Raw genomic sequence first — 22,992 nt, 5'->3', positions numbered from 1 at the left:
CGGCTGGCACTCAACGAGCCCGGAGCGCCGGAGGGAGCGAGGCGAGAAATCTTCGCACACCAGCTTCCGGACCGACCAGAAGTGTGAGGGAGAGCGATGTTCGAGAGGTTCACCGATCGCGCACGGCGCGTTGTTGTCCTGGCTCAAGAAGAAGCCAGGATGCTCAACCATAATTACATCGGCACGGAGCACATCCTGCTCGGCCTCATCCACGAGGGCGAGGGGGTGGCGGCCAAGTCCCTCGAATCGCTCGGCATCTCGCTCGAAGCGGTCCGCAACCAGGTCGAAGAGATCATCGGCCAGGGGCAGCAGGCGCCGTCCGGTCACATTCCATTTACGCCCCGAGCCAAGAAGGTGCTCGAGCTAAGCCTCCGCGAGGCTCTGCAGCTCGGTCACAACTACATCGGCACGGAGCACATTCTGCTTGGCCTTATCCGCGAGGGTGAAGGTGTCGCGGCTCAGGTGCTTGTCAAACTCGGCGCGGACCTCACACGCGTACGCCAGCAGGTGATCCAGCTTCTTTCCGGATACCAGGGCAAGGAGCCCGCTGAAGCGGGCGTGGGGCGTGGAGAGGCTGGCACGCCGTCGACGTCGCTCGTGCTCGATCAGTTTGGCCGTAACCTGACTCAAGCTGCGATGGAAGGCAAGCTTGATCCCGTTATCGGCCGCCAGAAAGAGATCGAACGGGTCATGCAGGTCCTTTCGCGGCGCACCAAGAACAATCCTGTTCTGATCGGTGAGCCTGGTGTCGGTAAGACCGCCGTGGTCGAGGGTCTCGCGCAATCGATCGTCAACGGTGAAGTGCCCGAGACCTTGAAGGACAAGCAGCTGTACACGCTTGACCTTGGCTCTCTTGTTGCAGGCAGCCGCTACCGTGGTGATTTCGAGGAGCGCCTGAAGAAGGTGCTTAAGGAAATTAATACTCGCGGCGACATCATCCTTTTCATCGATGAGCTGCACACACTCGTTGGTGCAGGCGCTGCTGAAGGTGCGATCGATGCGGCGTCGATTCTGAAGCCAAAACTGGCGCGCGGTGAACTGCAGACAATTGGTGCCACCACACTCGACGAGTACCGCAAGTACATCGAGAAGGACGCGGCGCTCGAACGTCGTTTCCAGCCGGTCCAGGTCGGTGAGCCCTCCGTCGAGCACACCATTGAAATCCTCAAGGGCCTGCGGGACCGCTATGAGGCACACCACCGTGTCTCGATCACCGATGGCGCGCTCGTGGCTGCGGCGACCCTCGCTGATCGATACATCAACGACCGGTTCCTGCCTGACAAGGCCATCGATCTCATCGACGAGGCGGGTGCACGTATGCGCATCCGCAGGATGACGGCGCCGCCCGACCTGCGCGAGTTTGATGAGCGGATCGCGGAGGCGCGCCGTGAGAAGGAATCGGCCATAGACGCCCAGGACTTCGAGAAGGCCGCGAAGCTGCGCGACAAGGAAAAGCAGCTTGTGGCGCAGCGTGCTGAGCGGGAGAAGCAGTGGCGCTCCGGCGACCTCGATGTGGTCGCTCAGGTCGACGACGAGCAGATCGCCGAGGTGCTTTCCAACTGGACTGGCATCCCGGTCTTCAAGCTCACCGAAGAAGAGACCAGCCGCCTGCTCCGCATGGAGGACGAACTCCACAAGCGCATCATCGGCCAGGAAGATGCTGTTAGAGCTGTCGCCAAGGCGATCAGGCGTACTCGCGCGGGCCTCAAGGATCCGCGTCGGCCCTCGGGTTCATTCATCTTCGCCGGCCCCTCGGGTGTCGGTAAGACGGAGCTCTCGAAGGCGCTCGCGAACTTCCTGTTCGGTGACGACGATGCGCTCATTCAGATCGATATGGGTGAGTTCCACGATCGCTTCACCGCCTCCAGGCTCTTCGGTGCGCCTCCCGGCTACGTCGGCTATGAAGAGGGCGGGCAGCTGACCGAGAAAGTCCGCCGCAAGCCGTTCTCCGTGGTTCTCTTCGACGAGATCGAGAAGGCCCACCAGGAGATCTACAACACGCTGTTGCAGGTCCTCGAAGACGGCCGCCTGACGGATGGCCAGGGACGAACGGTTGACTTCAAGAACACGGTGCTGATCTTCACCTCGAACCTCGGCACCGCGGACATCTCGAAGGCAGTGGGGCTGGGCTTCACCGCAGGCACCAGCGAGGCATCGAACTACGAGCGCATGAAGCTCAAGGTCAATGACGAGCTGAAGAAGCACTTCCGTCCGGAGTTCCTCAACCGCATCGATGACGTCATCGTGTTCCACCAGCTAACGCAGGACCAGATCATCGAGATGGTGGACCTGATGACCAACCGTGTCGAGACACAGCTCAAGCACAAGGACATGGCGCTCGAGCTGACCGAGCAGGCGAAGTCACTTCTCGCGAAGCGGGGGTTCGACCCGGTGCTCGGTGCCAGGCCATTGCGCCGCACCGTGCAGCGCGAAATTGAAGACCAGCTGTCGGAGAAGATCCTGTTCGGCGAAATCGAGCCGGGTCAGATCATCGTTGTCGATGTTGAGAACTGGGACGGGACTGGGGCAGGCGAGAACGCCAAGTTCACGTTCCAGGGCAACAAGAAACCAGTTCCAGTGCCCGATGCGCCAGAAGACGCGCTTGCGGGTGCTGGCGAGAGCGGGCCGTCGCCGGAGTCCGCAGCCGAATGATGTGACACGACTTATGGCCGGGAGATGTTCTCCCGGCCATATGTCTTTTCCGGGCAATCGTGAAACTTTTTCCCTCGTACGGAGGGAAAAAGCTTCACGAATTTAAAGTGCGCGCAGTTGGGCCAGCACGTCGAGTGCGAGGTCGGCGATGCGCCACAGTTCATGGATTCGGCCCTCCGCATCGGCACGAGTCGCGTCGCTCTGAAGTGCCATCCCGTGTGCGAGCGTGAAGGTGTTGTAGCCCGCATCGGCCGCGCGGAGCATCATGCCGCTCGCGACGCCTTCACCGGCGAGCAAGTCAAGACCTTCACCTACGAAATAGAAGCGCCATAGCGGCCCGAGGTCAGCGCCGTACACCTGGCGCGTGCGGTCGATGAGCTCACCGCCATGCTGAGCGATCGTGTCCACGATCAGGTAGTAGTCCGCTACATGCTGGCTCTGCGTTCCGGTTTCGGCGACCGCGTAAGCGAGATCCACTGTCAGATGTGCGTTGTAGCCGGCCATCGCTGCCCGGGCGCCGGATTCATTGCAATCGCTCGCCAGGCTGAAGTAGTGCGCCCAGTGTGGCTCTACAGGCCCAGCAGTGAGGTGTCCGTGCAGATTCGCCAGGTACCGCTCCAAGAGATCGAAGCTGATGTCATGTGCCCAGGCACGGTCTGTGAATGCGTCAGGAGAGCGCTGAAGCGGCATAACGGCGGCTTCCTCTACGGCGTCGAGGCCGACTGAGAACAAACCACGACGATCGCCGTGGCGTTCGAAGATCCGCGCGATCTGACTATGCCGGCTGACGGCGTTCTCGAGGCGTTCGAGCCGGTTCGTCCCAGCTATGCCAGTCGGGTCCGCGAGCACAGCGATCTCTTGCTCCGCGGCAGGTGGTGCGAGGCTGCAAGCGGTAGCGACGTTCACCTCAGCGTGCGCGTAGGTGGCAGCCAGCGGAAGGGTCAAGGCGGCGACGCTCAGGGTGAGTGCTGAGCGCAGTAGTGACAGAAGGGATCGGTGTTGAACATGTGGCACTGGCGCAGTCTAAGAGAGAACCGCGAAATAGTCCTTGCTCTCGGCGGTAATTACGGAAGACTGTTCTACGGCGGCACGCTTGCGACAGCAGGACCCGCCTATGCAGGATTTGCCGAATTTGGGCATTTACAGGCCAACGAAAGGAATCTCCTATGCCAACTCGCTCCGCACGCACCGCCTGGAATGGCTCTCTGAACGAGGGCGGCGGCACTGTTGAGCTCACGAGTTCGGGGACCGGCACGTTCGACGTGTCCTTCCCGAAGCGTGCGGCCGACAATGCGGATGGAACGACAAGCCCCGAGGAGCTGATCGCGGCAGCGCATTCGTCCTGCTACGCAATGGCGCTTTCGGGACAGATCGGGGAAGCTGGCGGCACTCCGCAGAACCTCGACGTTCGCGCAGACGTCACGCTGGGCCCGGACCCTGCAGGCGGGTTCCGCGTCACTACAAGCAAGATCACTGTGCGTGCTGAGGTTGACGGACTTGACGAGGAAGCGTTCCTGAAGGCAGCTTCAGCGGCCAAGGAAGGCTGCCCGATCAGCAAGGCGCTGGCTGGTGTCGAGATCAGCCTCGACGCCGCGCTCCTCTAGTTTCCGCTAACAGAAGACTGTGCCCCGTTCGTCGATCCGAACGGGGCACAGCGGTTTTAGGGGGCCTTAAACGAGGGGGCGTTGTTTGCGCGCCGCGCGTTCGGTGAGGACCGCGAAGGCGATTCCGAGACTTGCCCACAAGACGGCGGTCGTGACGAATGACGCGACCCGGAAGTCCCACAGCAGCGCTGCGGGGAAGTCACCGGGAATGTCGTCGAACGTCGGAAGTACCAGGTACCCGAGCCCGACGATCGCTGCGAATAGAGCGGCCGAAGACGCCACCCGAAGGCTCTGCCACGCCGTCTCGAGCAGCCGGTTCACCGCCACTGCCGCGACGCACGCAAAGATCCCGAGTCCCACCGCTGCGAGCCAGAGCAGCGTGCGCTGGTTGATCGTGTCAGGGTCGCCGACCGCGGGCGGATTGGCAGGATAGATTCCGAAGGGGACCACCGCTATCGCAAGCCAGCCGAGCAGCGTCAGCAGCAGAATGAACGGCGTGGCGGACAGTGCGGCGACGCGCCGCGCGTAGTGCGCTACTGTGCCAAAGATTGCCCCGAGGGCCATTCCGGTGAGGCTTGTCGCGAGGAAGAGGCCTACTTTCTGCCCAGTCCGGCTGACGAGCTCGTCGTCCCCGTGTGAATGCGCGCCATCCGCGCCATGAGCACCGAGAGCCTGCGCTTCTTCTATCGCGATCGCCGCGTCGATATGCGGTTCACCCAAAATAAACGCCACGGAGCCGGCGAGCACCCCGGCGGCGATTCCCGCGATGGCTCCACGCCCAATTAGGGCACCGAAACTCCCCGGCACTGGCGGTGCAGTGCGAAGATCGACGCCAGGCATCCCCTGCGATTTCGCCGGGAAACTCAATGGCATGGGACCCCCATCAGGTGGCGTCCGTCGTGCATCAGTTCATGCAGGTACATCCCGGTCTGGGAGACGGCGCCCTGGTCGAAGCCGGTGAGGTAGAGGACCAGTATTGCGGCCGAAACAACAACGACGCTGAGAAGATGAGTGCTGAGGTTGCCAGCGGAGTGGGCGGGAGCATGCGCAGTGACCATCTGTTTCCTCCTGGGAATTCGCGTCCCGTAAGGTCTATGCGACGTGAAGAGCGAGGCCTGGCTCCCAGGCATGCCTGGTTACAGTGGCGCGACCGCCCCGGAATTTCACCGGGTTCCCACATCTGCAGTCGGGTTGACCAAAGGTAGTGCCGAGAATGTTAGTCGCATTCGTGGACACGTGAACACTAGTTGATCTGCAAAACTGCCGCGTCATTGCGTCCCATGATCTTGCCCGCGAGCTCGAAGGTGTAAAGGTTTTCCGCGAGGCCGATCGCGCCCGCAGAGGACTGCTGAATTCCGAAGTACCAATCCTGCCCGGAATTGTCGGTAAGCAGCCACGTGGTCGCCAGGACGCCGGGCATCGAACCGCCCTTGAAGCCGGTGTAGGACCAGTCATGGCTGCTCAGTGTCAGTCCGGGGTTGATCGCGAGGATGTCGGTGACGGTGGTGGCTTTGTCCATCAGATGGGCGTACGCGGCACAGATATCGAGCTGGCTGGCGAACCACCCCACGCCGTCCGGGTAGGCGGGCCGATAGATGATCGCGTTTTCGTCAACATCAAGGGGCGCGCCGTCAAGCGCGTCGAGTGTCGCGATGCGATCAGCCTGGCTGGCTTCGCGCCACGTCTCACGCAATTCCGGGTTTCCAGAGTTCCCAAACCCGAGGAGGAAGGTCTCGCGCGTGGTGGGGAAGGGCGTCAGAAGGTCGGGGTCGTGGTGTCCCATAGCGGCAACTTGTGCCTCGATCGCATCGCGTCCGAGCCGATCGATCAGGAGGTCAGTTGCCGTGTTGTCACTGACGGAAATCATCTTCTCTGCAGCTTCACGGACGGTAACGGTGCTCCCGTCTGCGAGATTTTGCATCTCTCCAGTGGGAAGACTCTTGAGCGCATCAGTGACCGTCAAGCGCTCGTTCCAGCGAAGGTCGCCGTCCTCGATCGCGTCGGCTACCGCGCCCAGAACGTACAGCTTCGACAAAGATGCCATGGGCATCGCGCGATCACCGTTTGTGTCGTGGACAGCCACGCACTCACCCTCATCGACTCGGGCAGCGAATATCGAGTAGTCGGTGCCGATGATGTCGAGAGCGGAGCTGAGATCGTCGAACGAGCCTATATCTGGCGTGTGCGGACGAACGAGCAGGCCATTTACGGTGTTGTCCGCGCTTACGTAGATGCGCAGTTCAACTGGCAGTCCGGTGCGTGTCTTCAGGGTGACTGTCGCGGCGGTGTTCGTTCCCGAGTAATCGACGAATTCGTAGGGGCCGGTTGTGCGCAACTGTTCAAGGGGTGCGGCGAGGCCGTCAGGCCCGAGCGCAGCGGCCACACTGGGGTCGGTCCACTCGCGCACCGCTTCGGGCGAGACGGGGTCGTCGCCGTTGATCAGGTCAAGGATGTGAGCCGAGTGAGATCCCGCGGGGGTGTCCGCGGGGATCGCTGAGACTGCCGCGGCACTCGATGCCTCCGGTGGCGTGTCTACTGGCTCGGCTAAGGCGACAGGGCTTGCTGACGCCGCCACCACGAAACTGATCAGCGCGGATGCCGATGCTGCGACCGCGACTCGGCGAAGATTCCGGAGCTCTCGCCGGCCTGTTCGGCTCCCTAGGCTCCCTGGGATCTGCACAACGCCCCCTCTGGGACTGCGCGGGGCCATTTGACCCCGGTTCGGTATGTCCTCTTTGAGCCTAGGGTGCCGATGGGGCCTGTGGTGTGACCGTTACCAGGTGGTGTCGCTGTTAAGAACGAGTTGTTATGAACTGGCCCAGAATTGACCGTAAAGTGCGCTGATTATCGGGAGTTGCCCGCGGGGCTCACGTCGAGGACCACATCGAACTCGAGGAGCGAGGCGCCGCTCGCGACGGGTTTGCGCTCGCCCTCTCCGGCGTGGGCTGCTCGTGCTGGACCCTCCGCCCAGGCGCGGAAGGCATCCTCTGACTCCCACTGCGTCACGACGAAGTAGCGTGACTCGCCCTTGACAGGCCGAAGCAACTGGAAACCTAGGAAGCCAGGGGAGTTCTCGACTGTGCCCGCGCGCGCGGCGAAACGCTTCTCGAGTTCGGCACCGGCGCCCTCCGGCACCTCGATTGCATTGATCTTTACGACTGCCATGAGCGTGATCGTACTCGCGTAAAGTGTCCTGCCGTGGTACCAGATCTGGGGCTTGACGATCTCGGCGGTGACGGCGATCCCATCGTGCTGATGCATGGCCTCATGGGCCGACGGACAACCTGGCGCCACCATGTCCCTTGGCTGCGCAGCTACGGGCACGTTTATGCCTATGACGCCCGGTTTCACCGGGGACGTGACGCTGATGATCCCAGCGCGGTGAGTGAATCGGAAATCCGGACCGAAGCCTTTGTTGCTGAACTCGCTTCGATTTTGCGGCACGTCAGTCTTGTCGAAGGTCCGGCAACGCTTGTGGGTCATTCCATGGGCAGCCTGCATGCCTGGTGCGCTGCGGCAGCTTTCCCTGAACTGATACGCGCAGTCGTGGTCGAAGACATGGCGCCTGACTTTCGCGGAAGGACGACACAACCGTGGGATAGCTGGTTCGACTCCTGGCCAGTCGAGTTCACCGATCCAGGTGACGTGTTCACCATGTTCGGGCCAGTCGCGGGCCAATATTTCCTCGACTCTTTTGACCGCACCACTTCGGGTTGGCGGCTGCACGGCCACATTCCCGTGTGGCGTGCGATCGCTGCACACTGGGGTACCCGCGACTACTGGGAACAGTGGAAGGGCGTTCAAGCCCCCGCACTCCTTCTGGAAGGGGAGTGGAGCCTCACCCCGCCAGGTCAGATGCTCGAGATGTCCAAGGTGTCCCGGCCAGCGCCCTCTAGGTACCTCAAGGTCCCGGGTACAGCGCACCTCATCCACGATGAAGCGCCGCAGACCTATCGCGGCGCGGTCGAAGCGTTCCTCGCGGGTCTCTAAGAGTTGATTCATAAGTCGGCGTGAGCCGATTCATGTTTCGTGGGGGTGTGGCTGGTCCGCCTGTTCCGTCGACGTCCCCACCGCCACCCGCGTGTGCGGGACTGCTGCCGGTGGGGTCTGTTACGGGATAGGGCGGGGCGTTCCCCTTGACCGGCAGGGGCCACGGTGTGGCTGCCGTCCTCACCAATGGCCAACACTGCGGGTGTCGGGTTGTGGTGGACGGTTGACCGGTCCGGCCCCTCTTGCTGGGCCGTTCCTACAGGTGATTCGTTCCCGGTGACGGGAATGTTCTGGACGTGACCGGCGGTCACGAGTTGGTGCGCGTGTACACGCACAGCGTGGTTTATGTACGCGGTTTTCGGGTCTGGTGTCCCGTCCTTGCCGCACGCACCGTGGGTGACGGTCGCGGCCAACAACGCCGACACGATATCCCGGTCGCCGGAGAATCCACACACGCCACAGGAATGCGTCCGTTGCGATAACGCCTTTTTGGCCCGTGCCCCGCACACGCAGTGCTGCGACAACGCGGTGGTCCAGGTCGAGGCCTTCGACATGCGGCCACCAGCGGTTTCGCATTCGGCAGTGAGCGCGGCGAGCATGATGCCGGGCGAGAACGCTGCGATACCTCGTCCCCACCGCAACGCCCAGGTGCGGATGCTGACGTCCTCGGTGACCAGGTTCGGGCCGTGTGTGGCGACGATCGCTCGTGCGGTATCGCGGGCATAGCAGGCTTTACGGTGGGCTGCTGCTGCGGATGCTGCGGCGTGATCTGCCCGAATCTGCTGGTACCGGCGGGACAGGGCGTCTCTGCGGTACGCGCGTTTAGGCACTCCGGCACCGTTCGCGTGACGGGCACCGCCCGGTGTGGTCACCTGTTTGGGTTCCAGACCAGCGGCGGCCCGGCGTTGTGCTCGGGCTCGCTGCTTTCTGCTCAGCCGGTACTGGCTGGTGTTGTTGGCGCGGCGTGATCGGTCCAGAGCGCGCTGGCGACCTCTGGCCTTATGTGCTTCACGTTCGGTCACAGCCCTCTGCTCGCCGGTGATCGTGACGCGTGAAGTTAGCACCACGCCGGAGTAGTCGCCGGGATTGGGGAAGGAGGCGATGGCGATGTTGGAGACGTTGCCGTCCACCCCGGCACACCGATCCAACGGTGCCGCGGCACGCGCGGCAGCGACGGCTGGGCTGGTCCACCCGTGGCCGAGGATCACCAGGTGAGCCTGGTAGCGCCAGCCGCCGGGAGCGTGGCGGTCCCTCACCCGCACCAGGTCGATCTTGTGCCACAGGTTCGGGTCGGCCAGGAAATGCGCCAGGCGCGGCCACTGCCCAGCCCCTTGCGGCAGCCGTACCGGCAGGACCAGGTCCCCGCCGGGCAGGCCGGTGTAGACGACGGCAAGAGCGCCGGTGTGGTCCCACCACGTACGGGGAGGCCGGGACGGTGCGGTGAGGTGTTTCGGCTGCGTCAGCACCGATGCGCCCGCAGCGGCGACAATAGCCTGATCGACGCTCAGGCCGGGTGTGGTGCTGTAGGTGTCGAGGTGGCCTTGCAGGGTTCCGACGAGTCGGTACGTTTCCCACGTCGGCTGTGTTTTGGTGTGCGAGCGGGCGCGGCCTGGGATGCGGGCGAAGTTCCACCACGACCCGATCTGCGGTGTGCCGAACCTCTTGCCGGTGCGGTCGGGGAACAGGAACCGGTCACACGTTTCCCACACCTCGTCAGCGACATGCAGGCCGGTGGCTTTGGTCAGGTGATCACGCATCCACCCCGAGTCCTCCGCATGGGTTTTCGCGCGAGCCTCAACACCTTTGCGCGACAGCCCCAACCGTGCCAGGACCGCTTTGTAACCAGTCTCGCGTTCACGGTGCGCGGCCAGATACGCGGTACACGCGTTGCGGGCATCACGCTGCAATGCGCGACGCAACCGGAACACTGCGGACCAATGCTGCTCGACGCGCCTGCGCATCACCGAGTCGGCGGACACATCCAACTCCAGGGCTATGACAGCCACCTGTTCCGGGCGGCGCCAATTCGCCGTCTTCGAGCGCCCGCGCGTACGCCGCGCAGGAGCCGGAACACTCGTCGAACTGGTCACGATATCCAGCAAAGCACGCCGGTACGACAAGTTTTTCAATCCCAGCGCTCACGAGAAGTCGCCTCATCGATTCTCATAAATGTCAGAGGTGACCGGCATGAACAACGTATGCGAACCAGAACGCTCGGACCAGCCGATATCCATGCCCTGACCGGACTGACCTGACCGAACGCGCGTTGGCGGCGATCTTCGGAACCAGTCAATCCACCGCGCACCGCATCATCCGGGACCTGCTCCCAGCCGTACCGGCCTTGTTCGACGATGGTGGCGGTGCTCGTCATGGTGAGACATTGTTGTTGGACAACACACTGATCCCGGTGCACGACCAGTCGCTGACCAGGCCGAGCAAGAATTACCGCAGGTCGGTCACCATCCACGTCCTCGCGACCACCACCAGACGGATCGTTCACGTCGGTCGGGCTTGGCCGGGCAACCGCAACGACATCATAGTCGCCAAAGCGACCGTGAACCTGCCCGCTGGAGTGACCACGTTGACCGACGGCGGCTACCGCTCCCTGCCCGGCGCGACCCTCCCTCCACCGAAAACCGACGAGCAACGTCATGCCGCGCACCGGAAAATCCGGGCCAGGATCGAGCACATCCTCGCGAGGATGAAGGACTGGCAAATGCTTCGGCAATGTCGCAGACGCGGCAACAACATCAACCACCCCGCCCGCGCAGTCGCCTTCCTCTACAACCCCAACTACGGCAGGTACTTATGAATCAACTCTTAGCCGGCTTCACCAGCAAGCGCGAACAATCCCTGTGCAGTCTGTTCGACCAGACCGTCTTCGAGGAGCGAGCCCAGCGCGCGATCGCGTTGCGTCGGGTCGGTCAGCCACACGGCGTCGATGCGGGCTCGATCAACGGGGCCAGTTGCGCCACGGAGCACATCGAGTATGCGTCCGCGCACTTGGCGGTCCGTGCCCGCGTATCGCTGGGTGCGGCGACGGGGACCTTCATGGGCGGGACGGCCAGCGCGGAGCCACGCGCATGCTGTCACCGGACAGACCGCGCATTGGGGTGAGCGCGCGGTGCAGACCGTGGCGCCGAGCTCCATCATCGCGGCTGAGAAAACTGCACCATCGCGGATGGGCAGGAGCGCGCTCGCGTCGTTGAGGTCTCTTTTGGCAGCGGGGTTACCGGGCTCCGCCTGCCCGTGTACGGCGCGCGCGATAACTCGCCGCACGTTGATGTCCACGACGGGCACGGACTGGCCGTACGCGAAGCATGCGACCGCTCGCGCGGTGTAGTCGCCAACCCCTGGCAAGGTCAGGAGGATCTCGATGTCCGCGGGAACCTCATCGTTGTACTTCTGAGCCAGGTGTGAGGCGCATTCGTGCAGGCGCAGTGCGCGGCGGGGATAGCCGAGTTTGCCCCAGGCTCGCACTACTTCAGCGGGCGATACCGCGGCGAGCGACGAGGGGCGGGGCCAGCGCTGCACCCACTCTTCCCACACCGGCGCGACCCGGGCAACGGGTGTCTGCTGCAGCATGATTTCGCTCATCAGGATCTGCCACCCCGTCACGCCTGGGCGGCGCCAGGGGAGATCGCGAGCTGATTCGCGAAACCATGTTACGAGAACCTCAGCATCGATATTCATGCACGAGTAGCTATTCTTCATGAAGTCTTTACACCTTGCCCGATGCGGGGATTTCGGCCTGTCAACCAGGTTCTTCCCAGCTAGATTGTGAGATTTCTGTAGTTCAGGTGAGGCGACCCGGCACGATTGACAGTGCAGAATAGAAGCATGCCGTCATCCAATCCGGTCTCTGCCTGGAAAGCCCTTAAAGAGGGTAACGAGCGTTTCGTCAGTGGTAAGCCCCTGCACCCTAGTCAGGGGATTGACGACCGCGCAAAGCTTGTGGACGCCCAGCACCCCACCGCGATCATTTTTGGCTGCGCAGACTCTCGCGTCGCCGCAGAAATCATATTCGACCAGGGCCTCGGGCAGATGTTCGTGATCCGCACCGCCGGTCACGTCGTCGATAGCGCGGTCCTTGGGTCGATCGAATACGGCGTCGGGGTTCTCAACGTCCCGCTGATTGTGGTGCTCGGCCACGATAAGTGTGGAGCCGTAGCTGCAGCGCTGGCAACGCTTGACGGGGGGGACATGCCCGAGGGTTTCGTCCGTGACATCATCGAACGGGTGACCCCATCGCTGCTCCGCGCGCGCCAGGACGGACTGACGACAGTCGACGAATTTGAGGCGCAGCATGTCCGGGAGACCTCGAAACTGCTGACCGGCCGGTCGAGAGTGCTTGCGGAGCGGATCGCGGATGGTCGCTGTGCGATCGTTGGCGCCACCTACAATCTGGCTGAAGGTCAGATTAGGCTGCGCACCGTCGTCGGTGATGTCGGCGAGGTTGACTGACGACACGGGCGTGGACCGCCCGGTCACATCCCGAAACTGAGAGTTCAGCCTCACTGCAGCGACACGCGACGCCTCTAGCGGGGTGAGATCGCCTCCCGCGCTTACCGTTAGTGACGTGCACGATCCTCGTTACCGTCCCGCCCAGTCAAGGCGCTTGCCGCACCCTCCAGAGGTTTATCGGCGTCGCAGGATCGCTGCTGCCGTAATTTTGCTGGTACTCCTCGGTGGCATCATCGCGGGGATCCTCGTCGGGATCAGGGCGTTCGCCGGTTCCGGGGCGGAGGACCCGACTGATGTCCAGGCCTCTGGCACGGCAACGTCCGCCCAGAAAACACCCGATGAAACAGCCTCTGAGGTGCCGAAACGCGATCCTGACGCCCGTGGTGACGATGAGGACGACCTCGATGACGATCTCGATGACGACGAGGAAGTCAAAGTCGCTGAAGGCCCCTGCGCTGATAGTTCGCTTTCGGTACGGGCGACAATCGATCGCGCGGAGTATCCGATTGGGGACCAGCCCAGGTTTGGTGTGGTCGTGACGAACATCGGTGACACGACATGTGCGCGAGATCTGGGGCCAGCGGTTCAGCAGATCTCGGTGCGTGCTGTGGAAAATGATCGCCGGGTGTGGGTGAACACGGACTGCGCGCCAACAACTGGCCGCGATGTGTGGACTCTCGCCCCTGGTGATCAGGCGGCGTTTGCCATCACCTGGTCAGGCACGGGCTCGGCGCCGGGATGTTTCGGGCCACGTGACGCGGTCGATTCGGGTGTCTACCGGGTGTTCGCCCAAGTGGGCGAAATTTCCGCTGAACCCGTCGAGTTCGCGATTTTCGATCCAGACGCACCCGAGCCTGAACCCGAATCCGAATCACCACCCCCAAGTCCCGAGAGTGGACCGTAACCGGTCAGAACTGGTTTTCCAGAGTGGAACCAGCGAGCCGGGAGAGGCCTTCCGAGATGTGGCGTGCCCGGAAGCCACTGATGCCATCCACGGTCTGAAATTCCGTCGAGCTCGCAGCCAGGAGCTTCTGCAGGCTGCCGAATGTGCCGATAAGTCGTTCGATCTGACTAAAGGGCAGTCGCGGAAGCTGGCTCAGGAGGCGATACCCGCGCGGCTCGACTGCTGTGTCCAGAGTCTCCACTGCGCGGGAGTAGCCCAGTACGTGAGCAATTTCCGTCAGATCGAGCAGAGCCCCGTCGGACAGGCTTTCAAGAGCCGCCAGCACGCGATCGATGTGCTGGTCACTGGCCGGCCCGCCGGCGCGGACGTAGTCGAGCAGTACCAGGCGGCGAGCGACCTCATTGTCGCCGAGCAACTCTTCGAGCTGCAGCGCGACTTGCCGCCCGCCCGTGCCCAGTTCAATGACGGAGCGGTCGATCTCGCTCGAAATTCTCCGCACCATTTCGAGCCGCTGAATAACTGTGAGCGCATCACGAAGGCTGACGAAGTCGTCTATTTCAGCGACGCCCAGCGCTCGAGTGACTTGGTCGAGTCGCATTCTGTAGCGTTCGAGCGTGGCGATGGCCTGGTTCGCACGGGAGAGAATCGTTGCGGTGTCCTCCAGGACGTGACGTGTTCCCGCGACGTAAACGCTAGCGATACTCATCGACTGACTTACCGAAATGACGGGGAAGCCGGTCTGGATCGCGGTGCGCTCAGCCGTCCGATGGCGAGTGCCGGACTCCTCGGTCGGGATCGTCGAATCCGGAACAAGCTGAACGTTGGCTCGTACGATCCGGGAACCGTCGGTCGAGAGAACAACCGCACCGTCCATCTTTGCGAGTTCACGAAGCCTCGTGGGTGCGAATTGGATGTCGAGGACGAAACCGCCGTCACATAGGCGTTCGATCGCATCGTCGTAGCCCAGGACGATCAGCGCTCCGGTACGTCCGCGAAGAATGCGTTCCAGGGCATCTCTCAGGCCAGTTCCAGGCGCCAGTCGGGCGATTGTGTCGACAAGTACCGGCGAGTGATCGAGGGTCACGGCAACTTCCTGTGCTTCGACAGTTTGTATCACTGCGTGTATCAGTCAGTGTGTCATTGGCGAACGTTTGTGAACGAGCTTTCCGGCCAGATTACTGGACGGCTCCCTGACCCCCGCCTTCTCAGGCCCTGCTGCCCACGAAGCTGAGCGGTGGCCCGGCGCGCGTACTCTCCGGCGGGGCAGGCTTGCCGAGCAGCGTGAGTGCCTCGCTAACCGTGCTTACCTCGGCCACCGCAACGCCCACGGGGAGCGTGCCGGACCCCGCGGGGACGATTGCGTTCGTGAAGCCCAGACGCGCGGCTTCCTGGATTCGGCGTGCTACACCCGGTACCGGGCGGATCTCTCCGGCGAGGCCGACTTCACCGAGAACAACTGTTCGCGGAGGCAGCACCCGATCGCGTGATCCAGACGCCACGGCAAGAGCGATGGCGAGATCGGCTGCCGGCTCTGTGACTCGCATGCCGCCCACTGTGGCCGCGTAAACCTCGGAGCCGGCAAGTGACAGCGCGCAACGGCGTTCGAGGACGGCGAGGATCATGGCGACTCGAGCGGAATCGAGGCCGCTGACAGCGCGCCGCGGTGAGGGGATGCCGTTGCCCGCCACCAGTGCTTGAACTTCGCCGAGCAGAGGCCGCTTCCCGTCCATCGCTACAGTGATGGAAGTGCCTGGCACCGTGTCGTTATGGTGATGGAGGAACAACCCCGACGGGTCGCTGACTTCGGCTATCCCGTTTTCCCGCAGTTCGAAGCAGCCAACTTCGTCAGTTGCGCCGAAACGGTTCTTCACACCCCGAACCATTCGGAGCGTCGAGTTCTTGTCACCTTCGAAATGAAGGACCACGTCGACTAGGTGCTCGAGTGCGCGGGGACCGGCGATGGATCCGTCTTTGGTGACGTGTCCGATGAGCAGCACCGCGATTCCTGAGGTCTTCGCGAGATGCGTCAGCGCGCTCGTAACGGCGCGCACTTGCGTGACACCTCCGGTGATGCCTTCAACGTCCGCGGCGCGCATCGTCTGCACCGAATCGACGATCAGCAGACCGGGCCGCACCTGTTCGACATGTCCGAGGATTGTCGCAAGGTCTGATTCCGCCGCGATCATCACGCGCTCATGCAGCGCATCGGTGCGTTCCGCGCGCAGACGGACCTGGCCTGCGGATTCTTCACCGGTCACGTACAAGGCCACATCGCGAGCCGCCCATTGCCGCACCACCTCGAGGAGCAGCGTCGACTTGCCCACCCCAGGTTCACCGGCAAGAAGGATGACTGCGCCAGGTACGACGCCACCCCCAAGTACGCGATCTAGTTCCGAGATACCGGTGGGCTGAGCTTTAGCCTCTGTTCCCTCGACGTCCACGATCCGGACCGCAGGCGTCGAGGGCAGCAACCCGCCGGTGCTCGAGGCGACGCGCGCCTCCGGCAGCGCTGACCGTTGCAGCGCCGATCTCTGGAGCGACGACAAGGCGGGAGCTTCCTCGATCGACCCCCAGGCACCGCACTCGGGGCATCGCCCGGCCCACTTGACCAGGACGTGCTGACATGCAGAACACCGGAAGTTCGTCTTGGGTCTCACCACGGCGATGAGCCTAGGCGAGTGGTCTGACAGAAGCGCGTGTCAGCGCCGCAGGCCCCAGGATCGATAGAAAACCGTAGTCCCTTGCAGACCAGCGATAATTAGTGATCGTCACTGGGGACGTAGGTGCGCTTGGCGGCGGGGCCTGGCTCGATCGGCACGTCCACCACAATGTCGCCAGCTTCTTCGAACGTGAAGGTGAAAGGCGTGGCGATCCCGGGCCGCACCGCGGAACTCATGTTCGTTACTTCCACAGTGATCTGGCTAGCCGCTGGCCCGAAGGTCGCAGCCTCATCAACTTCAGCGGAAAGCTGCAGAGCTGGTGTGCCGGAGCGCAGCACGCCGCCCGCGGGGATCGTGGTGTCATCACCGTCAATTGACACCTGCGCGTCAAACGACTCGATGCTCGAGAGTGTGTCCGACTCCGAAGGGCTGAGGTTGACGATCGTGAACACCAGTTGACCCGAGGTCGCTGGATCGATCGGGTACTGCTCGGCATCCTCGTACGCGATGTACACGTTGCGGAGGAGCAGGGAACCGAAGTCCACGTTGTTGCCGGTGATTGTCGGCGTCGTCACGCCTGTCTGCGTGACCTGGCCAGCGCCGCAGCCCGTCAGTGCCAGGGCGGCACCAGCGCCCAGTGCAGCCAGCGCGGCGGTAAGCCGCGTGACTCGGGTGCGGGAACGCAGGCGAGGCGCGCCGAAAGCAGCATTGTGCTGGGCGGTAGACGACGTCACGTTTCAGTCCTCCCGGGCTTCAGGTATCGATGGAGCCGCCTCCGCGCGCAGCACAATTTCCGGCGCGGCAGAAGCAACTTCACTAGGCAGCGTAGTAGGCGCCCTAAGCTGCCGCGCACTGAGGGTCCCTAACTGGGGGTCCCTAACTGGAGGGTCCTAACTGGGCTGGGCCCAAATGCGTCCGCGCGGCGGACGCGCCGCCAGTTGGCCTGGTGGCTGCGGTGCCGCAGCCCGTGCGTTCATTTCCGGCGTTTCCGGCGTAACGGGACGTTTCAGTAGCTACGAGAGCGCTACTGATCGGTATGTGATGTTTGCAGCTGCTTGCGGGAATGACTGCAGGTCAGGGGCATGGAAGTCCCTGACCTGCAACGACGCCATCCGTAATGGGCCAGCTCGTGTTAGCATAGACACATCGAAAGGGGTACGGGACATATGAATTTCAGGGTCGGAGACACCGTTGTTTATCCCCATCACGGTGCAGCCACGATCGATGCTATTGAAACCCGAACCATTCGGGGTGAGCAAAAGGAGTATCTCGTACTGAAGGTCGCTCAAGGCGATCTCACGGTGCGCGTTCCCGCCGCTAACGCTGAATATGTAGGCGTCCGCGACGTAGTTGGCCAGGAGGGGCTCGACAAGGTTTTCCAGGTCCTGCGCGCGCCGCACACGGAGGAACCGACTAACTGGTCACGCCGGTACAAGGCCAATCTCGAGAAACTCGCGTCCGGTGACGTTAACAAGGTCGCAGAAGTCGTGCGCGATTTGTGGCGCCGCGATCAGGACCGCGGGCTTTCCGCTGGCGAGAAGCGCATGCTAGCAAAGGCACGGCAGATTCTCGTTGGTGAGCTCGCGCTCGCTGAGGGTACCGACGACGTGAAGGCGGAGACGCTTCTCGACGAAGTTCTCGTCGCCTCCTGACCTGTCTGAACTGACAAGTTTTCCAGGGCGCTCCCCAAGGCTATTCCTTGGTGGGGCGCCCGTTTCTGTTCCAGGCGGCAAGCGCGAAGCCCCTGGGGGCGTGCATTCAGGTGAGCACGCCAGAGCATCCGTGCCACGCTAGGGTAGGCCGATGATGCGTGTGGGAATCGGAACTGACGTCCATCCCATCGAGCCAGGGAGACCGTGCTGGGTGGCCGGTCTGTTGTTCGAGGGTGAGTCCGGTTGTGCTGGTCATTCAGATGGCGATGTAGCCGCGCACGCTTTGTGCGACGCCGTGCTTTCGGCCGCTGGCCTGGGTGACCTTGGATCAGTTTTCGGCACGGGCCGCCCGGAATGGTCGGGCGCGAGCGGTGCGCAACTTCTCACCGAAGTGCGTCGGCTCGTGGGTGTCGCCGGTATGACGGTGGGTAACGCTGCAGTGCAGATCATTGGTAACCGCCCGCGGGTCGGTCCACGCCGTGCCGAAGCAGAAAGGGTCCTATCCGGCATCTTGGGTGCACCGGTTTCGGTCTCGGCGACGACGACCGACGGTCTGGGTCTCACGGGGCGCGGGGAAGGCATGGCCGCCGTTGCGACCGCACTGGTGGAGACCGAAGCATAGCTCGCGCCGCCTGTCAGATTCGGATGTGCGTCACTACACCAAGTAGGATTCCGCCGTGACCTCGCCGACCTTGCGCCTTTTCGACACCGAGTCGCGGACCCTGCGCGACTTCACGCCCCTCACTCCGGGGAAGGTGTCGGTGTACCTGTGCGGTGCCACGGTGCAGGGTGAACCACACATCGGTCATGTGCGCAGCGGAGTTGCCTTTGATGTGCTGCGGCGCTGGCTCAGCGCGCAGGGATACGACGTGACATTCGTGCGCAATGTCACCGATATCGACGACAAAATACTTACCAAGGCGGCCGAGGCCGGCCGTCCCTGGTGGGAATGGGCGACGACTTACGAGCGTGCCTTCGAGAGGGCGTACGACCAGCTCGGGGTGTTGCCGCCGTCCGTCGCGCCGCGCGCCACGGGACACATCACCCAGATGATCGAGATGATCGAGCGTCTCATCGAGCGTGGTCATGCCTACGCCGCTGGCGGTGACGTGTACTTCGACGTGCGTAGCTTCGCTGAGTACGGAGCGCTATCGGGCCACAGGCTCGATGACGTCCACCAAGGTGAAGGCGCGGGACTCCATAAGCAGGATCCACGTGACTTCACGTTGTGGAAGGCGGCGAAGCCGGGCGAACCATCGTGGCCGACCCCATGGGGACCGGGCCGCCCCGGCTGGCATCTGGAATGTTCGGCCATGGCATCTGCCTATCTGGGGCCAGAATTCGATATTCACTGCGGAGGCCTCGACTTGGTCTTCCCGCACCACGAGAATGAGATCGCACAGAGCCGGGCAGCGGGAGATCGCTTCGCGCAGCACTGGCTGCACAATGGGTGGGTCACCCTCGGCGGGGAAAAAATGTCAAAGTCGCTGGGCAATACTTTGTCTATCCCAGCGGTGCTGGAGCGGGTCCGGCCGCAGGAGCTTCGCTACTACCTTGGAAGCGCGCATTACCGGTCGATGCTCGAGTATTCCGAGCACGCGCTGCAGGAAGCGGCCGCAGCGTACCGGCGAATTGAGGCATTCTTCAGCCGGGTAGAGCGGCGGGCTGGTGCGGTTTCAGTGGGCCCTTGGACGGACGCATTCGAAGCCGCGCTTAACGACGATCTGGGAGTGCCCGCGGCGTTGGCCGAAATCCACCACACGATAGGCAACGCCAACACCGCACTCGAATCCGGTGATGGCGAGAAGGCGCGTGTGCTCGCGAGCCAGGCGCGGGGGATGCTAGGCATCCTCGGCGTCGACCCACTCGATGAACACTGGCACGAGATCGGTGACGCTGGCGACGGAGCGGCGCTCGCTGCCCTCGACGTACTAGTGAGGGCGGAACTCGAGCGCAGACAGCAAGCTCGCGTCGATAAAGACTGGGCATTGGCCGACGACATCAGGGACCGGCTATTCGCCGTCGGTATTGAAATCACGGACACTCCAGCAGGGCCAGAATGGGCATTGAAGACTGACCGCTGACGGTCAGCGAGAAACGGGGACATCATGGCGGGTAATTCACGCCGGCAAGGCGCAGTGCGCAAAGCAGGGTCGAAGAAGGGCGCGACCAAAGGTTCAGGCGGCAAGCGGAAACGCGGGCTGTCCGGTCGGGGCGCCACCCCGCCCGCCGAGATGCGCGTCGGCCACCCGGCAGCCCGGCGTGCGGCGGCAGCGGCGCGGCTGAAGCAAAGCAAGTCACAGACCCAGGCGGCGCGCAAGCGTGCGGCTGAGGGTCCTGAGCTCGTGCTCGGACGGAACCCAGTGGTGGAGTGCCTGCGTGCCGGCGTGCCTGCCACGGCCTTGTTCCTCGCTGTTGGCAACGAGCCTGACGAGCGGGTCACGGAGGCCGTCCACTACGCGGGCGAGCGCGGAATCTCCATCCTCGAGGTGCCGCGAGGTGACCTCGACAAGATGACGACCAACGGCCTGCATCAGGGCGTTGCGCTCCAGGTACCGCCGTATCAGTATGCGCATCCTGAGGAACTGGTCGACGCCAGCCGCAGCAGCGATCAGCCCGGTCTGGTGGTGGCGCTCGACAACATCACAGACCCACGGAACTTGGGCGCGGTGATTCGCTCAACCGCTGCATTCGGCGGGAACGGTGTCCTGATTCCTGAACGCCGATCGGCAAGCGTCACTGCGGTCGCATGGCGGACGAGCGCGGGTGCTGCGGCTCGTGTGCCGGTCGCGCGGGCAACGAACCTGACACGCGCCCTGAAAGCATTCGCCGAAAGTGGGTACTTCATCGCTGGGCTCGACTCCGAGGGAGCGGTACCCCTAGATGAGTTCACGAGCACCGACATGCCGCTTGTGCTGGTCGTAGGCTCCGAAGGCAAGGGGCTCTCCCGGCTTGTCAAGGAAACGTGCGACGTCATCGTGAGCGTGCCCATGGCTGGTGATGTGGAATCACTCAATGCGTCAGTCGCTGCGGGTGTGGTCCTCGCGGACATTGCACGGCAGCGCCGCCGGTCGCAGTAAGCGTGGGCTTCTGCACCGGCGGCACCACGGTGCACTCTGGGTCTATTCGCGTACGTACACGCTCGCGTCATCCAGCATCTCGGCACGCAGCATAGCGTCGGGGATGCCAAACGCATCGACGAGTGTTCGCGCATGAGGCCGGAGCTTTTCGACAAGTTCGTTGACTCCGCGACGGACCGCTTTGGCGCGCTCCACCGAGAGGAACCGGTGCATGATGTACCAGTCCCGGTGCTGTTCGAGGGTCGTGAAGACGAACAGATCGCAGACGAGTTCTGCGATGGCGCGCGCCTCGTCGTCGTGAATTAAGTCCAGTCCTTCGATGAACGACTCGAGTACGAGACGATCAATGTGCGCAGAACCTGCTGACAGGATGTGCTCCTGCGCATTGTTGAAGGCTTTGAATGGTGTGCCGAGTTCCTTTGTCCCATTCCGGAGGCGCTGCGCCGCCGTGCGAACCAGGTAGTCTTCCCGGTCCGCGAGAAGCTGAAGCTGCACAGCACGTTTCGAGAGGTCCCCTTCCTCGACTGTTTCGTTGCTGCGATCGGACAGGGTCTGGATCAGTTGCCGTACCCCGGACTTCTCGCGTACAACGTCGCGCGCCATCGTCGCCGCGAATTTGACCCAGTCGAGCGCGTCATAGTCGCGTACCTCATCGGAGTACGCGGTGAGCAGTTCCTTCGCGACCAGCTGCGTGAGAACGACGTTGTCGCCTTCGAATGAGGTGAAAACATCGGTATCAGCCTTGAGTGTGGTGAGCCTGTTCTCGGCGAGGTAACCCGCACCGCCACACGCTTCGCGGCACTCCTGGATAGTGCGCGTCGCGTGCCAGGTTTGCGCCGCTTTGAGGCCCGCAGCGCGCTTTTCCAGTGCGCGCTGACCCTGAGGATCCTTGTTTTGCCCAGTCTGGATCAGATGCATCTTGCGCGTCAGATCGTTCTGTGCGAAGGCGTAAGCGTACGACTTAGCGATGAGCGGCAGGAGGCGCCGCTGGTGCATGCGGTAGTCAAGCAGCACCGTCTCCGGTTCGCCCGGCGCAGGCCGGAACTGACGCCGCTTCAGCGCGTAGCGGGTCGCAATTGTCAAAGCGAGCCGCGCTGCTGCGGCCGCACCGCCCCCGACACTGACGCGACCGCGGACTAACGTGCCGAGCGTGGTGAAGAAGCGGCGACTGTCGTTCTCGATTTCCGAACGGTAGGTACCGTCCTCGTCCACGTCCGCATACCGGTTGAGCAGGTTCTCCCGGGGGATACGGACGTTATCGAAGATGATGCGGCCGTTGTCGACGCCGGGGAGCCCGCCCTTCGCGCCACAGTCCGATGTGGTGACGCCAGCGAGGTCACCGCCGTTTCCGTCACGGATCGGCACCACAAAGCAGTGCACTCCGTGTGACTCGCCCTCAGTGATCAGCTGTGCGAATACCGCAGCTACTGTTGCGTGTTCAGCGGCGCCGCCGATGTAGTCCTTCCGCGCTGAGGGGGTAGGCGAGTGGATGATGAATTCCTGAGTCTCCGCGTCATAAGTGGCGGTGGTCTCGAGATGCTGCACGTCACTGCCGTGACCTGACTCCGTCATCGCGTAACACCCAAGCAGATCGAGTTTCATCAGCGGCCGGATGTACTTCTCGTGGTGGCGTTCAGTACCGAGATTCTCGATGGCGCCACCGAAAAGACCCCACTGGACGCCAGCTTTGACGGTCAGCGAGAGGTCGGCCTGCGCGAGCATCTCGAATCCGGCCACAGCGGCGCCGGCGTCACCCGTTCCACCGTTCTCCCGCCGGAACCCGTGGTCAGGGTAACCAGTGTCGACGAGTGCCTGCATTTGTTCTAGAGCGCGCGCTCTCGCAGCCTTCATGTCCAGCGCCGGATCAGTCGTGAACGTGTCCGAAGCCAGGTATTCACGGCACTGATTGCGCATGTCCTTCCACGGCCCGTCGAGTGCGTCGCGCAGATATTCCCCGGTCGTCTTCGTCATGAGTCCGACGATAGC

Annotated in this window: 21 protein-coding genes and 1 riboswitch; of the genes, 10 read left to right on the top strand and 11 right to left on the bottom strand. The window is 63.0% G+C overall.

The genetic code is table 11. From position 1 onward, the window contains the following. Positions 1-96 precede the first annotated feature (96 nt). Positions 97-2,652: an ATP-dependent Clp protease ATP-binding subunit gene (locus tag FHU29_RS10850; RefSeq protein WP_064441277.1), complete on the top strand. Its 2,556-nt coding sequence runs from the start codon at positions 97-99 to the stop codon at positions 2,650-2,652. A 102-nt stretch (positions 2,653-2,754) separates the two neighbouring features. Here FHU29_RS10850 and FHU29_RS10845 read toward each other — a convergent pair whose 3' ends face one another. Continuing rightward, positions 2,755-3,666: a DUF5995 family protein gene (locus FHU29_RS10845; RefSeq protein ID WP_064441276.1), complete on the bottom strand. Its 912-nt coding sequence runs from the start codon at positions 3,664-3,666 to the stop codon at positions 2,755-2,757. A 152-nt stretch (positions 3,667-3,818) separates the two neighbouring features. On the opposite strand from FHU29_RS10845, the gene FHU29_RS10840 reads away from it, so the two are divergent. Beyond that, a complete protein-coding gene (locus FHU29_RS10840; protein WP_064441275.1) occupies positions 3,819-4,256 on the top strand; it encodes an OsmC family peroxiredoxin in 438 nt (145 codons plus the stop codon). A 66-nt stretch (positions 4,257-4,322) separates the two neighbouring features. Here the strand turns inward: FHU29_RS10840 and FHU29_RS10835 are convergent, their stop codons facing one another. The 4 genes from FHU29_RS10835 to FHU29_RS10820 form a co-directional block, all read right to left on the bottom strand. Then, positions 4,323-5,096 carry a CbtA family protein gene (locus tag FHU29_RS10835; protein ID WP_064441274.1) on the bottom strand — a complete coding sequence of 258 codons (774 nt, stop codon included), beginning with the start codon at positions 5,094-5,096 and terminating at the stop codon, positions 4,323-4,325. Between the two features lie 23 nt (positions 5,097-5,119). Continuing rightward, positions 5,120-5,314 (bottom strand): CbtB domain-containing protein, encoded by a 195-nt coding sequence (locus tag FHU29_RS10830; RefSeq protein ID WP_064441273.1) that lies wholly within the window; start codon positions 5,312-5,314, stop codon positions 5,120-5,122. Between the two features lie 54 nt (positions 5,315-5,368). Further along, a riboswitch (cobalamin riboswitch) is annotated at positions 5,369-5,432 on the bottom strand. A 67-nt stretch (positions 5,433-5,499) separates the two neighbouring features. Next, the gene (locus tag FHU29_RS10825; RefSeq protein WP_183377538.1) at positions 5,500-6,936 is read right to left on the bottom strand and encodes a serine hydrolase; all 1,437 of its coding nucleotides are present in this window, start codon (positions 6,934-6,936) and stop codon (positions 5,500-5,502) included. A 164-nt stretch (positions 6,937-7,100) separates the two neighbouring features. Beyond that, positions 7,101-7,421, bottom strand: a complete 321-nt coding sequence (locus FHU29_RS10820) for an antibiotic biosynthesis monooxygenase family protein (RefSeq protein ID WP_064441401.1) — start codon at positions 7,419-7,421, stop codon at positions 7,101-7,103. 90 nt (positions 7,422-7,511) lie between these two features. Here FHU29_RS10820 and FHU29_RS10815 point away from each other — a divergent pair, with 90 nt between their 5' ends. Next, on the top strand, positions 7,512-8,246 hold the full coding sequence (locus FHU29_RS10815) for an alpha/beta fold hydrolase (protein ID WP_083962430.1): 735 nt from the start codon (positions 7,512-7,514) through the stop codon (positions 8,244-8,246). An 8-nt stretch (positions 8,247-8,254) separates the two neighbouring features. Here the strand turns inward: FHU29_RS10815 and FHU29_RS23665 are convergent, their stop codons facing one another. Continuing rightward, entirely contained in the window at positions 8,255-10,336 is a 2,082-nt protein-coding gene (locus FHU29_RS23665) for a zinc ribbon domain-containing protein (RefSeq protein WP_183377537.1), read from the bottom strand. A 176-nt stretch (positions 10,337-10,512) separates the two neighbouring features. Between FHU29_RS23665 and FHU29_RS10805 the strand changes: the two genes are divergently transcribed. After that, on the top strand, positions 10,513-11,058 hold the full coding sequence (locus tag FHU29_RS10805; RefSeq protein WP_183377536.1) for a transposase family protein: 546 nt from the start codon (positions 10,513-10,515) through the stop codon (positions 11,056-11,058). A gap of 8 nt (positions 11,059-11,066) precedes the next feature. Here the strand turns inward: FHU29_RS10805 and FHU29_RS10800 are convergent, their stop codons facing one another. Beyond that, positions 11,067-11,939 (bottom strand): HhH-GPD family protein, encoded by an 873-nt coding sequence (locus FHU29_RS10800; RefSeq protein ID WP_064442360.1) that lies wholly within the window; start codon positions 11,937-11,939, stop codon positions 11,067-11,069. A 147-nt stretch (positions 11,940-12,086) separates the two neighbouring features. Here FHU29_RS10800 and FHU29_RS10795 point away from each other — a divergent pair, with 147 nt between their 5' ends. Together FHU29_RS10795 and FHU29_RS10790 are read left to right on the top strand one after the other, a co-directional pair. After that, positions 12,087-12,710 carry a carbonic anhydrase gene (locus FHU29_RS10795; RefSeq protein WP_064442359.1) on the top strand — a complete coding sequence of 208 codons (624 nt, stop codon included), beginning with the start codon at positions 12,087-12,089 and terminating at the stop codon, positions 12,708-12,710. 115 nt (positions 12,711-12,825) lie between these two features. Beyond that, positions 12,826-13,614 carry a DUF4232 domain-containing protein gene (locus FHU29_RS10790; RefSeq protein WP_183377535.1) on the top strand — a complete coding sequence of 263 codons (789 nt, stop codon included), beginning with the start codon at positions 12,826-12,828 and terminating at the stop codon, positions 13,612-13,614. Positions 13,615-13,618: 4 nt separating this feature from the next. Here the strand turns inward: FHU29_RS10790 and disA are convergent, their stop codons facing one another. The 3 genes from disA to FHU29_RS10775 form a co-directional block, all read right to left on the bottom strand. Next, a complete protein-coding gene (gene disA, locus FHU29_RS10785) occupies positions 13,619-14,698 on the bottom strand; it encodes a DNA integrity scanning diadenylate cyclase DisA (RefSeq protein WP_064442366.1) in 1,080 nt (359 codons plus the stop codon). A 121-nt stretch (positions 14,699-14,819) separates the two neighbouring features. Further along, positions 14,820-16,274, bottom strand: a complete 1,455-nt coding sequence (gene radA / locus FHU29_RS10780; RefSeq protein WP_064442357.1) for a DNA repair protein RadA — start codon at positions 16,272-16,274, stop codon at positions 14,820-14,822. A gap of 98 nt (positions 16,275-16,372) precedes the next feature. Further along, the gene (locus FHU29_RS10775) at positions 16,373-17,008 is read right to left on the bottom strand and encodes a copper chaperone PCu(A)C domain-containing protein (protein ID WP_083962550.1); all 636 of its coding nucleotides are present in this window, start codon (positions 17,006-17,008) and stop codon (positions 16,373-16,375) included. Between the two features lie 432 nt (positions 17,009-17,440). On the opposite strand from FHU29_RS10775, the gene FHU29_RS10770 reads away from it, so the two are divergent. The 4 genes from FHU29_RS10770 (at position 17,441) to rlmB (ending at position 21,006) form a co-directional block, all read left to right on the top strand. After that, entirely contained in the window at positions 17,441-17,926 is a 486-nt protein-coding gene (locus FHU29_RS10770) for a CarD family transcriptional regulator (protein ID WP_013805164.1), read from the top strand. 154 nt (positions 17,927-18,080) lie between these two features. Further along, positions 18,081-18,548, top strand: a complete 468-nt coding sequence (gene ispF / locus FHU29_RS10765; RefSeq protein ID WP_041451392.1) for a 2-C-methyl-D-erythritol 2,4-cyclodiphosphate synthase — start codon at positions 18,081-18,083, stop codon at positions 18,546-18,548. 55 nt (positions 18,549-18,603) lie between these two features. Beyond that, entirely contained in the window at positions 18,604-20,010 is a 1,407-nt protein-coding gene (gene cysS, locus FHU29_RS10760; protein ID WP_064442356.1) for a cysteine--tRNA ligase, read from the top strand. 24 nt (positions 20,011-20,034) lie between these two features. Further along, entirely contained in the window at positions 20,035-21,006 is a 972-nt protein-coding gene (gene rlmB / locus FHU29_RS10755) for a 23S rRNA (guanosine(2251)-2'-O)-methyltransferase RlmB (RefSeq protein WP_064442355.1), read from the top strand. Between the two features lie 42 nt (positions 21,007-21,048). Here the strand turns inward: rlmB and FHU29_RS10750 are convergent, their stop codons facing one another. After that, on the bottom strand, positions 21,049-22,977 hold the full coding sequence (locus FHU29_RS10750) for an acyl-CoA dehydrogenase family protein (protein ID WP_064442364.1): 1,929 nt from the start codon (positions 22,975-22,977) through the stop codon (positions 21,049-21,051). Positions 22,978-22,992 lie beyond the last annotated feature (15 nt).

The organism is Hoyosella altamirensis (genome assembly GCF_014191505.1).
GTDB lineage: Bacteria > Actinomycetota > Actinomycetes > Mycobacteriales > Mycobacteriaceae > Hoyosella > Hoyosella altamirensis.
Note: the sequence above shows the minus strand (reverse complement) of the source record. Positions and strands in the feature narration are given on the sequence as shown.